This is a genomic window from Bradyrhizobium sp. 604_D8_N2_3 (assembly GCF_051810765.1).
In the GTDB taxonomy this organism is placed as follows: domain Bacteria; phylum Pseudomonadota; class Alphaproteobacteria; order Rhizobiales; family Xanthobacteraceae; genus Bradyrhizobium; species Bradyrhizobium barranii.
Genome location: NZ_JBPWPM010000001.1, coordinates 5382609 through 5395221, shown reverse-complemented (window position 1 = coordinate 5395221; position 12613 = coordinate 5382609). Strand labels below are relative to the sequence as shown.

The following is a 12613-nucleotide window of genomic DNA, read 5'->3' as shown; positions in this document are numbered from 1 at the left end:
GCTATCTTGTTTTCAGCCGATTACGAAAGTCACGGCTCTTAGCTTCATGCTAAGCCTCCAGAAACCTCCGGTGATGCCCCGCCGGAGGTTTTTCGTTTTGGGATTTTCCTTCAGCCGCGCATCACACGGGCGCGCGAGTTCGGCCGGTAGGCGAGGCGGCTGTGGCCGACGCAGTAGGACTGGCCGTCGGGCGCGGTATTGCCGCAGAAGCAGAAGTCGTCTGCGCCCGGCGTCGAGATCGGCCAGCGGCAGCGATTCTCGGCGAGCTCCAGCAGCGAGCAGCGGTTGGCATCGTCGATCGGACCCGCGACCACAGGTGTGTCGGTGTCGCCGTAGATCGTGGCGAGCATCTCATATTGCAGCCGCGGTACGGCTCTCGTCCCGCGCCGCGGCGCGAGGCTCCGCTCGAGCTTGCGCTCGTCGCTCGTCCTGCCGCGCGTGAGATTGAGCCGGGACAGCTTGCCGATCACCGCGTTGCGGCTGACGCCGATGTCGGCAGCGATCTCGCTGCAGGTGAGGCCGGCCTCGAAGTGCTGCTTCAGAAGCTCAATTCGTTCGTTGGTCCAAGTCGGTGAAGAAGCAGTCGGTGAAGAAGTTGGTGAGAGAACAGGCATTGTAACGGTCCCAGGTTGCAGATGTCGGCCATCCGCCTCTCGAGATCCGTCCGCCTCACGTCCGGCGCGCCCTCACGTTCTGCCGTTGTCGCGAATCGACAAAAGGCCGTCCTTGATGGCGAGACGGATGCCTTCCTCGATCAGAGTGCGTGCGACGCCGGGAACGCTGGTGCCGTGGGTGCCCTGTCTCACCAGTTTTTCCAGATAGGTGATGGTCGAGAGCGCCAAGGTTACGGGAATGCGGTCAGTCTCGGCTTTTTCGGTGGCCATGGCCGAACGCTAGCCTCTTACTCGGGTACATAAAAGTAACGATTAAGACTCTATTTAGGTTCAGGGGTGGGAGTCAAATCCGGGCGAGACCGGTGTTTCAGCTCATTGGAATCACTCGGGAAATCAGGCGCAGCGCCACGCGCCGCGCGGGATGCCGAGCGGCGGCGGAGTGGAGACGGGTCCGAGCAGGCGGGTGCGGCTAGCCGTGCACGATCGCCTTTTCGATCATGCAATGGATGCCCTTGCAGCCGTTGACGGTCTGCGTCACCCGCAGGTCGGCGGCTAGGCTGCACAGCGTGTAGGCGTCCTCGCGCGACAGGTTTCGCGTCTCGCCGAGCAGCACGATCATGTCGCGCAGCGCGCGCACCACGCACTGGTCGAGGTCGGGGTCCATGGCCATGGTCATGTAATGCGTCGCCGTCTCCGCGCGGGGATAGTCGAACCTGAGGTCCTTGCGCAGCGTCAGGCGGAAACGGCCCTGAAGCGCGGTCTCGATCGCGGTGACGCAGACCTCGCCGTCGCCCTGCACACCATGGCCGTCGCCGCAGGAGAACATCGCGCCCGGGACGAACACCGGCAAATAGAGCGTCGCACCGGCCCCGAGTTCCTTGTTGTCGAGATTGCCGCCCATTGCGCGCGGCACAAGCGAGGAGATGCGGCCCCAGGCCGATGGTGGCGAGACGCCCATCACGCCGAAGAACGGCTTGAGCGGCAGATCGAGGCCCCAGGGCATGCGGCCGACCATCCGCGACCGGTCGAGCGGGATGTTCAGGATGCGCGTTTCGTGGAAATCGTCGGGCAGGGTGCCGGACAGCGGCTTGATCATGTTCCAGCCCCAATCCTGCCGGAGCTGGACGTCGAGGATCTCGACCGCCAGCACGTCGCCGGGCTCGGCGCCCTCGACTGCGATCGGGCCGGTGAGGATGTGGCCGGGCAGCATGCGCTCGTTTTTGGCGTGAACCTCGAACATCTCCGGCGGAATGTGAAATTTGGTGCGGTCGGGCAGCATGTCGGGCCCGCCGCTGATGGTGTCGACCGTCACCTCATCGCCGCTTTTGACGGTGAGGACCGGTTTGAGCGCGGCTTCGAAGAAGCCCCAATGGCAGGTCTCGGGGCTTGAATGCAGGTGGTGATGGGTCATTGGCCGCGTCCAATCGGTTTCATCAGAACTCGTCATGAGAACCTGTTATGCCCGGGCTTGACCCGGCGATCGATCCTCTTTCAAGAAGATTTCTGAAGATGGACGGGCCGGTCAAGCCCGGCACGATCATTCCAGCGAGGCTCCCCTGTATTTCGTTCTTTCCAAGACCCTCGGCACCGCTCTGCTGCCGATCAATCTCCTGATCGAGCTCGGAATCCTGTCGCTGCTGCTGATGGCGACGCGGTTTGCTGCGGTCGGCCGCAAGCTTGCCGTGACTACGCTGGTGCTGCTTGCGCTGATCGCGTTCTCGCCGATCGGCAATCTTCTGCTCTATCCGCTGGAGTCGCGTTTCCCGGCGTGGGACCCGTCGCGGGGCGCCCCCGACGGCATCATCGTGCTCGGCGGCTCGATCGACACCGATCTGTCGGCGGCGCATCGCACGCCCGTGGTTGCGCACGCGGCCGATCGCATGCTGGCGCCGGCCGACCTCGCGCGGCGCTATCCGAACGCGCGTATCGTCTTCACCGGCGGCTCGGCGAACCTGGTCGCGACGGAGGCGAGGGAGGCCGACTACACCGCGCCGATCCTGGAAAGCCTGGGCATACCGAAGGAGCGCCTGATCCTCGAGCGCGACTCCCGCAACACCTGGGAGAACGCGATCTTCACAAAGCAGCTGGTGACGCCGAAGCCGGGCGAACGCTGGCTTCTGGTCACGTCGGCTTTCCACATGCCGCGCGCGATGGGCATCTTCCGCAAGGCCGGGTTCGATGTCGAAGCCTATCCGGTGGATTGGCGGATGGGCGGGCGCGACGGGCTCTTCGCCTTCACCCGCAATGGGGCCGATGGGCTCGGCAAGACCGATGTCGCCGTGCGCGAATGGATCGGCCTTTTGGCGTATCGCATCATGGGGCGGACCGGCGAGTTGCTTCCGGGACCGGGCAAGGACTAAAACGGGAGCCGCAAAACAAGAACAGAGTACCGGCGCGCGATCGTCGGTCGGGAGGACGCCATGCAACAGCAGAGCGCAGACAGGATCGATCTTGCCGGGCTCGTCGCCGACCTCAACAGCCTGCTGCGGCTGAAGACGACGGTGATCGGCATGAAGCTGTTCGCGCGTGCCGCCGACATGGAGGCGATCCCGAAAATCCGGCGGCCGAACGCGGTCCACACCACCGACCAGATCGTTAGCATGGCTGCACGTCTGGGCTGGACGGTCGGCATTACCGCCGACGATCTTGTCGGTGCGCAGTGTCGCGCCGTGATCGGGCTTGCGCCGCAGGACGAAAAATGGCTCGCCGGCGAAAACTATGTCGGGGTCTGGCACGGCACCGCCGAGGACGCGCGCAAGCGCCAGGAGGCGCTGGACGTGGTTCCATTCGGGCAGTATCAGGCGCTTGCGGTCAGTCCGCTCGCGAGCGGGCGGCTCGATCCGCCCGACATCTGCCTGGTCTATGCGACGCCGGGGCAGATGATCATCCTGATCAACGGGCTGCAATATACCGGCTACAAGAAGTTCGAATGGGGGGTGGTCGGTGAGACCGCCTGCGCGGATTCCTGGGGGCGGGCGCTGAAAACCGGCGAGCCCAGCCTGTCCTTGCCATGCTATGCCGAACGGCGCTATGGCGGCGTGCCGGACGAGGAGATGCTGATGGCCTTGAAGCCCTCGCATCTCGCCAAGGCGATCGAGGGCATGAAGGCGCTGGCCAAGAACGGCCTGCGCTATCCGATTCCGCCTTATGGGATTCAAAGCGACGTCCGCGCCGGCATGGGCGTGAGTTACGCGAAGAAGTAAAGGTCGACCATGAGCTCAGCGAAATTCGACATCGTCGTCTACGGTGCGACCGGTTTCACCGGCCAGCTCGTCGCCGAATATCTGACTCAGCATTACAAGGGCGACCACGCGCTCAAATGGGCGATGGCAGGCCGTAGCCTCGGCAAGCTCAAGTCAGTACGCGATGCGATCGGCGCGCCCGGGAATACGCCGCTGATTGTCGCGGATGCATCGGACGCGGCCTCGCTGAAGGCGATGGCGGAGCAGACGATGTCGGTGATCACCACCGTCGGCCCGTATCAGCTCTATGGCGAGGAGCTGTTAGCTGCCTGCGTTGCTACTGGCACCGATTATTTCGATCTCTGCGGCGAGCCGATCTGGATGCGGCAGATGATCGACAAGTACGAGGCGGCAGCGAAAGAGAGCGGTGCGCGTATCGTGTTTTCATGCGGTTTCGATTCCGTGCCGTTCGAGCTCGGTGCGTTTGTCGTGCAGGAAGAGGCCAAGCGCGTGTTCGGCGCTCCGGCTTCGCGTGTGAAAGGCCGCGTGCGCGACATGCGCGGCACGCTCTCGGGCGGCACCGCGGCGAGCGCGAAGGCGACCTTCGATGCGGTCGCAAAGGACATCAGCCTGATCGCGATCCTGAACGATCCGTTCGCGTTGACGCCAGGCTTCACCGGCCCGAAGCAGCCGAAGGGCAACAGGTCGCTGCTCGAGGAGGACCTGCAATCCTGGGCCGCGCCGTTCATGATGGCACTGATCAACACGCGCAATGTCCACCGCTCCAACATGCTGATGGGCTTTCCCTACGGCCAGGACTTCGTCTACGACGAGATGGTTCTGACGGGTCCCGGCGAGAAGGGCGAAGCCAACGCGCAGCGCGTGGTGGCAGCCAACGCCGAGAAGACCGGTCCGAACGCGCCGAAGCCGGGCGAGGGGCCGTCGAAGGAAGAGCGGGAGACCGGCCGCTTCGACCTGCTCTATGTCGCGATCGCGCCCGACGGCCGCATGGTTCGCGCCGGCGTCACCGGCGACCGCGATCCCGGCTACGGCTCGACCTCGAAGATGATCTCCGAATGCGCGATGTGCCTGTTGCGCGATGTGACAGACGTCCCGGCCGGATTCTGGACGCCGGGCGCGGCGATGCAGCACAAGCTGATCAAGCGGCTGCGGGACAATGCCGGGCTGACGTTCGGAGTGGAAGCATAAGGTCCACGGCTCCCAAGGAAGCGTGATCCGTGTCCACGAAGTTCGACATCGTCGTCTACGGCGCAACGGGATACACCGGCCAGCTCGTCGCCGAATATCTCGCTGCAAGCTACGCCGGTGACGGCGCGCCGACATGGGCGATGGCCGGGCGCAGCAGGGACAAGCTCGCCTCCGTTCGCGATGCGATCGGCGCACCCGCTGATACGCCGCTGATCGTGGCGGACGCAGCTGATCCTGCGTCGTTGCGCGCGATGGTCGATCAGGCGAAGCTGGTGGTCACAACGGTCGGTCCCTACCAGCTCTACGGCTCCGATCTGCTTGCCGCCTGCGTCGCGTCGGGCACCGACTATATGGATCTCTGCGGCGAGCCGATCTGGCTGAAGCAGATGATCGACAAGCATGAGACGGCAGCCAGGGCGAGCGGTGCGCGCATCATGTTCTCCTGCGGCTTCGATTCCATCCCGTTCGAGCTCGGTGCGTTCTTCGTGCAGGAGGAAGCCCGTCGCGTGTTCGGAGCGCCGGCGCCGCGCGTCAAGGGGCGCGTCCGCGACCTCAGCTGGAAGTTCTCCGGCGGCACCTCGGCGAGCGCGAGGGTCACCTTCGAAGCAGTCGCGCAGGATCTCAGCCTGGTGTCGATCCTCAAGGACCCCTTCGCATTCACGCCCGGCTTCGAGGGGCCGAAACAGCCGCGCGGCAACAAGCCCGTTTTCGAGGAAGACCTGCAATCCTGGTCCGCCCCGTTTGCTATGGCGACGCTGAACACGCGCAACGTCCATCGCTCCAACATGCTGATGGGATTCCCGTATGGCCGGGATTTCGTCTACGACGAGATGGTGCTGACGGGGACGGGGGACGAAGGGCAGGCCAACGCGAAGCTCGTCATGGCCGCCAATAGCGAAAAGACTGGCCCCAAAGCGCTCAAGCCCGGCGACGGGCCATCGAAGGAAGAGCGCGACAACGGTCATTACGACGTGCTCTATGTCGCGATCGCGCCCGACGGCCGTCAGGTTCGCGCGGCGGTGAAGGGCGATCTCGATCCCGGCTATGCCTCAACGGCGAAGATGGTTTCCGAATGCGCGATCTGCCTGTTGCGCGACACGCCTGATGTCCCGGCCGGTCTCTGGACGCCGGGCGCAGCGATGCAGCACAAGCTGATCAGGCGGCTGCGGGAGAATGCAGGGCTGAGGTTCGAGGTGGAGGGGTAGGCGGCTTTTGCGTGCTTAAATGACGGTGTCGTCGCCCGGCTTGACCGGGCGACCCAGTATTCCAGAGACAGTGTTGTTGAATCGAGAGGCGGCGGCGTACTGGATCGCCCGCCTTCGCGGGCGATGACAGTGAGATTGCCGCTACGCCGCCCGCGCATCATACGCGTACATGAACTCCATGCTCTTCGATCCCAGCGGCAACAGCCATTTCATCATCTGATTGCGGACCCATGCACCGGTGGCGCTGAACTCGCGCTTGCTGTTGCCGTTGCGGCGCGCCATCGCGACGATCTTTTCGGTGCGCGGGCGCCGCTCGGCCTCGAAGGCCTGGAAGGTGGCGCCGAGCTCCTGGCCCTCCTGCATCAGCCGCGCGAGCCGCATCGCATCCTCGAGTGCGAGCGAAGCGCCCTGGCCCGCGTGGGGGCTGGTCGCATGCGCGGCATCGCCGATCAGCAGCGAGCGCTTGCGCGACCAGGTCGGCAAGGTCGCGACGTCGAGCGTGTCGGTGACCACGATGTTCTCGGCCGCGTCGATGATGTCGGGGATCGGATCGTGCCAGCCGTGATGGAAGCCGCGCAGATGCTGTTTCAGCGTCGCGGGGTCGAGCGCGCGGAACATCGTCGCGTCCATGCCGTGCGCGGGCTGTGTGCTCCACCACATCACGCCGTCGTTCGGATCCGGGCTGCAATAGCCGTAACCGAAGAAGCCGCTCTTGCCGAACGTGGTCTCGACGTGCCGGCCGATCGGCCTTCCATCGAGGACGGCGTGCGGCACGAAGCCGCCGAACCCGATCAGCCCGGTGTCGAACGGTTGCGGACCGTCCGGCACGACCTGGCGGCGCACGACCGAGTGCACGCCGTCGGCGCCGATCAGGAAGTCGCCTTCTGCCGTGGTGCCGTCGGAGAAGTAGGCGATGATCGGCTGGTCGCCGCGGTCCTCGATCTTGATCAGGCGCTTCTCGAAATAGAGCGAGACGCAGGCGCACCAGGCCTTGTCGATCAGGATTTCGTTCAGCGTGGCGCGGCAGACGTTCACTGCCGGCTGGCCGAAGCGCCGCGCCATGTCACGGTTGATCGAGCCGAGCCGTTCGCCGCTCTGCGAATAGAAGTCGAAGGATTCGGCGATCGAGCCGCGGCTGATCAGCTCGTTCGCGAGCCCGATCTCGTCCAGCACATGCATGCCGTTCGGTGCGATCTGGAGGCCGCCGCCGATACCTTTCGAATAAGGCCAGGCCTCGTAGATCGCGGATTCGATGCCAGCGCGGCGCAGCAGGATCGCGGTGACGGGCCCGGCGATACCGGCGCCGATGATCAGGGCCTTGCGGGGACGGTTGGACATGGCTTGCTCCCGACGTTTCCGTGGTGCTAGGAGAAATTACGGTTGCTAAATCTCTTAGTAGCTAAGATATATATCGACTAAGATATGAGGTCGGCCTTGTCAAGGACGAAGGCGCGCGCGGCGCTGTTGCAGGAGCTCGAGGAGGCGATGCGGCGGTCGTCCGCGCAGGGCGTGCTCTATGGCCAAACGGTTGCGAACGTTGCCGGAATTGCCAATTCCGACCTCGAATGCATGGACATTCTCTATCTGGAGGGCCGCGTTACCGCGGGCCGGCTCGCCGAGGTCACGGGGCTGACGACGGGTGCCATCACCGGCGTGGTAGACCGGCTCGAGAAGGCCGGGCTGGTGCGCCGCGAGCGGGACGAGCAAGACCGCCGCAAGGTCTTCATTTCCGTCGTGCCGGAGACTGCGATGAAGATCGGCCAGCTCTATGTGCCGATGCAGCAGGCGATGGAGAAGGTGTTCGGCGCCTATTCCGACGAAGAGCTGCGCCTGCTGCTGCGCTTCGCGACCGAGGGTTACAAGGGCGTGCTCGCGGCAACCGAGGCGCTGAAGGGACTTCTCGATACGCCGCCGGAAAAGCGGCCCGATCTCAAGCTGAAGAAACTTCGTCGCTAGAGCGTTTTCGAGCGAAGTGGATACCGGTTCGCGTCAAGAAAACGCGTCAAAACAGAAAGCCAGACATTACCGTTCCGATTCCATCGGAACGGTAATGTCCTTGATCTTGTAAGCCTGCGCAGCCGCGATCATGCCCCACATCGCGCCCAGCATCATCCAGAAGTGCCGCCAGTGGTCGGTGTCGATCACGAAGCTCTCGCCGACGGTGCCGACGAAGGCGGAGAAGATCGCGAGATAAGCGCGCTGCCAGGGCACACGGACGAAGATGTGCCGGATACCCATGATCACGGTGGTGAAGACCAGCGCGGGATAGCACACGCCGGAGAGCCAGCCGCCGGACATGAAGGCGTTGAGGTAGGAGTTGTGGGTGTCCTCGGGGAAGTAGCGGTGGAATTGCAGGGGGCCGATGCCGAATGGTAGGTCGAGCGCCATCTCCGCGCCGAGGATGTGCCGGCCGAACCGGCCGAAGCGGCCTTCGTCATAGCTCTGGTCGAAGCTTGCGCGCTGCTTGAACATCTCGGCGGTGGAATCGAATGACAGCAGCACCGCGATCAGCGCGAGGCCCAGCACCGCGGCGACGATCGCCATGACGACGATGCGCGAGCGCTGCGCGTTGGTGCGGCTGGTCAGCACCATCAGCGCCAACATGAAGGCGGAGGTCAGCACCAGTCCGCCCCAGGCGGCCCGGGAGAACGCGAGCAGGATCGCCAGCGACATGATGCCGAAGGCGATGACGTTGCGGAACGCCTTGGCAAACTTGTCGGAGACCACGCTCTGGAGCGCGAACAGCGCCGGCAGGATCAGGAAGGCGCCGAGCACGTTCGGATCCTTGAACGTGCCGCGCGCGCGCCCGTAGAGTGTGAGGAGATCGTCTCCGCCGGGAACCAGATGGAAGTAGCCGGCGACCGCCGACAGCGAGGCGACCATCGCGCCGACCACGAGGCCGCGGCGGAGCATGTCGAGCCGGGCCGCGGTGTCTTCCGAGGTGACCATCGCGAAGAACACGACGGTGACCGCCATGTACCAGGAGGTCGCAATCCAGCTCGCCACCTCGGACTGTTCGAACAGCGGGACCGCGCTGATCGTGTAGCCGACATTGAGCAGGACCAGCATCAGGATCAGCGGCATCAGCACGAGCCGCAGGCGCAGGCCGGTCGCGAAGAAGGTGACCGCGGCCAGCAGCGTCACGATCTCGTAGGGGCTCGGCTCGATGAATACGATGGCTCCGGAGGCGCCGGCCAGCCACACCAGCGCGCGCTGGATGGCCAGCACGCCGGGCGCAGCGCGAACCGCTGCATTCATCTCCCCGGCTGTTGCCGCATACGCCATCACACGCTCACGCTATACGCCACAAACAAGCTGTCATCGCCTGGCTTGACCGGGCGATCCAGTATTCCGCGGCGCGCGTTGCAGAAGACGGCCGGCGCTGCGGAATACTGGATGCCCCGGTCGAGCCGGGGCATGACGGAAACTCAATACGCGTTCTCGTTCTTGGTCAGCAGCGAGACCGGCGTCTTCAGGAGAATGACGAGGTCGAACAGCACCGACCAGTTCTCGATGTAGTAGAGGTCGAATTCGACGCGCTTCTGGATCTTCTCTTCATTGTCGATCTCGCCGCGCCAGCCGTTGATCTGGGCCCAGCCGGTGATACCGGGCTTGACGCGGTGACGAGCGAAATAGCCGTCGACGGCTTCGTCGAAAAGGCGGCTCTGGAGCTTGCCCTGCACCGCATGCGGACGCGGGCCGACCAGGGACAAATTGCCTGAGAACACCACGTTGAAGAGCTGCGGCAGCTCGTCGAGGCTGGTCTTGCGGATGAAGCGGCCGACGCGGGTGACGCGTGGATCGTTCTTGGTCACGACCTTGGAGGCGGTCGGGTCGGCCTGATGGTGGTACATCGAGCGGAATTTGTAGACGTCGATACGCTCGTTGTTGAAGCCGAAGCGCTTCTGACGGAACAGCGCTGGGCCGGGGCTGTCGAGCTTCACCGCCAGCGCCACCAGTCCCATCACCGGCAGGGCTGCGAGCAGCGCGAGGCCACCGACGATGCGGTCGAACAGCCACTTCATCACCAGGTCCCAGTCGGTGATCGGCGCCTCGAACACGTCGAGCGTCGGCACCTCGCCGAGGTAGGAATAGGAGCGGGGACGGAAACGCAGCTTGTTGGTGTGCGCGGAGAGCCGGATGTCGACAGGCAGCACCCAGAGCTTCTTCAACATCTCCAGGATGCGCGTCTCCGCCGAGATCGGCAGCGCGAACAGCACGAGATCGACCCGGGTGCGGCGGGCGAATTCGACGATGTCGTCGACCTTGCCGAGCTTGCGCGCGCCGGCGCAGGTGTCGAGCGCGCGACTGTCGTTGCGGTCGTCGAACACGCCGAGCACGTGGATGTCGGAATCCTCCTGGGCATTCAGCGCCTCGACCAGTTGCTCGCCGTTGCTGTCGGAGCCGACGACGATGGTGCGGCGGTCGAGCCGGCCCTGGCGTGCCCAGGCGCGCACCAGCGAGCGCAGCACCAGACGTTGGGAGATGAGCGCGGCGAGCCCGAGGAAGTAGAAGGCGGCAAGCCACAGCCGCGACATTTCGCTGCCGAACTTGGCGAAGAAGGATACGCCGATGAACAGCAGGAAGACGAACGACCAGGAGGAGATCATCCGCGTCATCTGCCGGAGCTGACCGCGGAACAGCTGCACCTGATAGATGTCGGCGGCCTGGAAGCAGACCACGGCGGCGACCGCGACGGCGATGATCTGCGCGGGATAAACCCAGCTGAAGGAACCGGCGAGCGGCATGACATAGCCGACATAGAGCGCGATGCCGACGAGGCTCAGCAGGGCGAAATCGGCCAAGCGGACGAAGCCGGTGATCACGATCGGCGAATAGGCGCGGGCGACCTTCTGGTTGACGACGTCGAGCGCAGCGGGCGAGAGCCGGCGGCGGCGCTCCACAAACGGTTGGTCAGCTGGCTTCGCCGCGGCGCCTGTCGCGGCGTCGAGCATCGAGCGTGCGTTGAGCGGTTCCACGGGCGTCCACGTCCATTCCAAAAAACCCGCAGGTCGCAGCATTGCGCCCCGGGCGAGCATCCCCTGGCACGTCGATTATCGGACAAATCGGAAGATTCTCTAAAGCGGTCTTAAGGATGGTTAATGATTGGCAAATGCGTCGCGATAACCCGCGAGCACGCCGTCAACCATCGCCTGCTGGGAGAAATGCGCGGAGATGCGCTCGCGCAAGGCGACCGCACGCTGCGCGGTTCCTTGCGGATCGTCGAGTGCGGCCGCGATCGCTTCGGCCATGGCCTCGGCGTTGCTCGGCGCAAACAGCGCCGGGCTGTCATGCCCAAAAATCTCGGGGATGCCGCCGACGCGGGCCGCGATCATGGGAATGCCGGCAGCTCCAGCCTCGATCACGACGTACGGCATGGAATCGCCGCGCGAGGGCACGACCAGCAGCCGCCCCTTGGAGAAGCCGTAGCGCGCCTTGACGTGACCGATGAAGCGGATGGCGCTGGAGAGGCCGAGCCTGTCGACCTGCGCCTTCAGCGCCGCCGTCTCCTCGCCGTCGCCGCCGAGCGTGAGCGTGACCTTCTTGCCGCCCTCGTGCAGGCGCGCCACCGCATCGACGAGCAAATCCGCACCCTTGATGTGCCTGAACTCGCCGACATAGGCGAGATCGGTGGCATCGTCGGCGATGCTAACTGGCTCGAATTCTTCCGGTGTCACGCCATTGAAGACGCAATGCACCACGCCCTTGGGCGTGCCGACGATGCGCTGATAGGTGTCGCGCGCAAACGCGCTCTCGAACAGGAACAGGTCCGTCGCGTCCATCAGCGTGCGTTCGAGCCGCGCGTAAAACTCGCCCTTGAAGGTGTTGAGGGGATAGTGCAGCGAGCCGCCATGCGGGGTGTAGATGCGGATGGTGTCGTTGGATCGCCGCCGCATGCGGACGAAGGCGCCGGCCTTGGCTCCGTGGCCGTGCGTGACGTCGGGTTTGAGCGCGGCGATCAGGCGCCGCATCCGCAGCCACACCAGAAAATCGTCAGGCGACGGTTCGCGACGGATCGCCAGCCGGTGCACGCCGAGCTTCAGCCGCGGTGCGAGCTCGGCCAGCGCCTTGTCCGCGCGCTCACCACCGGTGAGGCTGTCGGCGAGAATCCCGACGTGATGACCGCGATCGACCTGACCGTTGGCGAGATCGAGGATGTGGCGGAAGATGCCGCCCACGGGAGCGCGCACGGCGTGCAGGATGCGGAGCGGCCGGTCGGGAGAGGGGGGCATGATCAGAACCAGCGCTCGACGGCGAATGCTCGAACAATTCTCGAAATATCGAGATGGATTAAGAGCCCTCGTGGTTAACAAACGGTGTCGGCGCGGTGCGCGCCGGTCGCGGCAGGGCGCGATTAACCCAGCAGCAACCTTAATGGAGTGTAATCGCCCCGGTTGAGGTA

12 protein-coding genes are annotated in these 12613 nt (G+C 64.7%); 5 read left to right on the top strand and 7 right to left on the bottom strand.

Translation table 11 applies throughout. The features are described from left to right. Positions 1–110: 110 nt before the first annotated feature. The 3 genes from AB7245_RS25655 to AB7245_RS25645 form a co-directional block, all read right to left on the bottom strand. Positions 111–614 (bottom strand): GcrA family cell cycle regulator, encoded by a 504-nt coding sequence (locus AB7245_RS25655; RefSeq protein ID WP_063982926.1) that lies wholly within the window; start codon positions 612–614, stop codon positions 111–113. A gap of 72 nt (positions 615–686) precedes the next feature. After that, positions 687–884, bottom strand: coding sequence for a hypothetical protein (locus AB7245_RS25650; protein WP_007603456.1), 198 nt, complete (start codon positions 882–884; stop codon positions 687–689). Positions 885–1083: 199 nt separating this feature from the next. After that, entirely contained in the window at positions 1084–2025 is a 942-nt protein-coding gene (locus AB7245_RS25645; protein WP_085400755.1) for an acetamidase/formamidase family protein, read from the bottom strand. Positions 2026–2257: 232 nt separating this feature from the next. Here AB7245_RS25645 and AB7245_RS25640 point away from each other — a divergent pair, with 232 nt between their 5' ends. Genes AB7245_RS25640 through AB7245_RS25625 form a run of 4 tightly spaced genes read left to right on the top strand, consistent with a single transcriptional unit; the run spans position 2258 to position 6210 of the window. Beyond that, entirely contained in the window at positions 2258–2974 is a 717-nt protein-coding gene (locus tag AB7245_RS25640) for a YdcF family protein (protein ID WP_245344054.1), read from the top strand. Between the two features lie 60 nt (positions 2975–3034). Beyond that, on the top strand, positions 3035–3817 hold the full coding sequence (locus tag AB7245_RS25635) for a DUF169 domain-containing protein (protein ID WP_028152619.1): 783 nt from the start codon (positions 3035–3037) through the stop codon (positions 3815–3817). 9 nt (positions 3818–3826) lie between these two features. Further along, positions 3827–5005: a saccharopine dehydrogenase family protein gene (locus AB7245_RS25630; RefSeq protein WP_354116193.1), complete on the top strand. Its 1179-nt coding sequence runs from the start codon at positions 3827–3829 to the stop codon at positions 5003–5005. 29 nt (positions 5006–5034) lie between these two features. Continuing rightward, positions 5035–6210: a saccharopine dehydrogenase family protein gene (locus AB7245_RS25625; RefSeq protein WP_085400750.1), complete on the top strand. Its 1176-nt coding sequence runs from the start codon at positions 5035–5037 to the stop codon at positions 6208–6210. Positions 6211–6351: 141 nt separating this feature from the next. On the opposite strand, the gene AB7245_RS25620 is transcribed toward AB7245_RS25625, so the two are convergent. Further along, positions 6352–7548 (bottom strand): FAD-dependent monooxygenase, encoded by a 1197-nt coding sequence (locus AB7245_RS25620; protein ID WP_354116194.1) that lies wholly within the window; start codon positions 7546–7548, stop codon positions 6352–6354. A 147-nt stretch (positions 7549–7695) separates the two neighbouring features. Here AB7245_RS25620 and AB7245_RS25615 point away from each other — a divergent pair, with 147 nt between their 5' ends. Then, the gene (locus tag AB7245_RS25615; RefSeq protein WP_063986329.1) at positions 7696–8166 is read left to right on the top strand and encodes a MarR family transcriptional regulator; all 471 of its coding nucleotides are present in this window, start codon (positions 7696–7698) and stop codon (positions 8164–8166) included. A gap of 66 nt (positions 8167–8232) precedes the next feature. Here the strand turns inward: AB7245_RS25615 and AB7245_RS25610 are convergent, their stop codons facing one another. The 3 genes from AB7245_RS25610 to AB7245_RS25600 all read right to left on the bottom strand — a co-directional run bounded on the left by AB7245_RS25610 (position 8233) and on the right by AB7245_RS25600 (position 12443). Continuing rightward, the gene (locus AB7245_RS25610; RefSeq protein WP_085400747.1) at positions 8233–9495 is read right to left on the bottom strand and encodes an O-antigen ligase family protein; all 1263 of its coding nucleotides are present in this window, start codon (positions 9493–9495) and stop codon (positions 8233–8235) included. A gap of 143 nt (positions 9496–9638) precedes the next feature. Then, a complete protein-coding gene (locus tag AB7245_RS25605) occupies positions 9639–11189 on the bottom strand; it encodes an undecaprenyl-phosphate glucose phosphotransferase (protein ID WP_063982934.1) in 1551 nt (516 codons plus the stop codon). Positions 11190–11309: 120 nt separating this feature from the next. Continuing rightward, a complete protein-coding gene (locus AB7245_RS25600) occupies positions 11310–12443 on the bottom strand; it encodes a glycosyltransferase family 4 protein (RefSeq protein WP_085400745.1) in 1134 nt (377 codons plus the stop codon). Between the last annotated feature and the right edge of the window lie 170 nt (positions 12444–12613).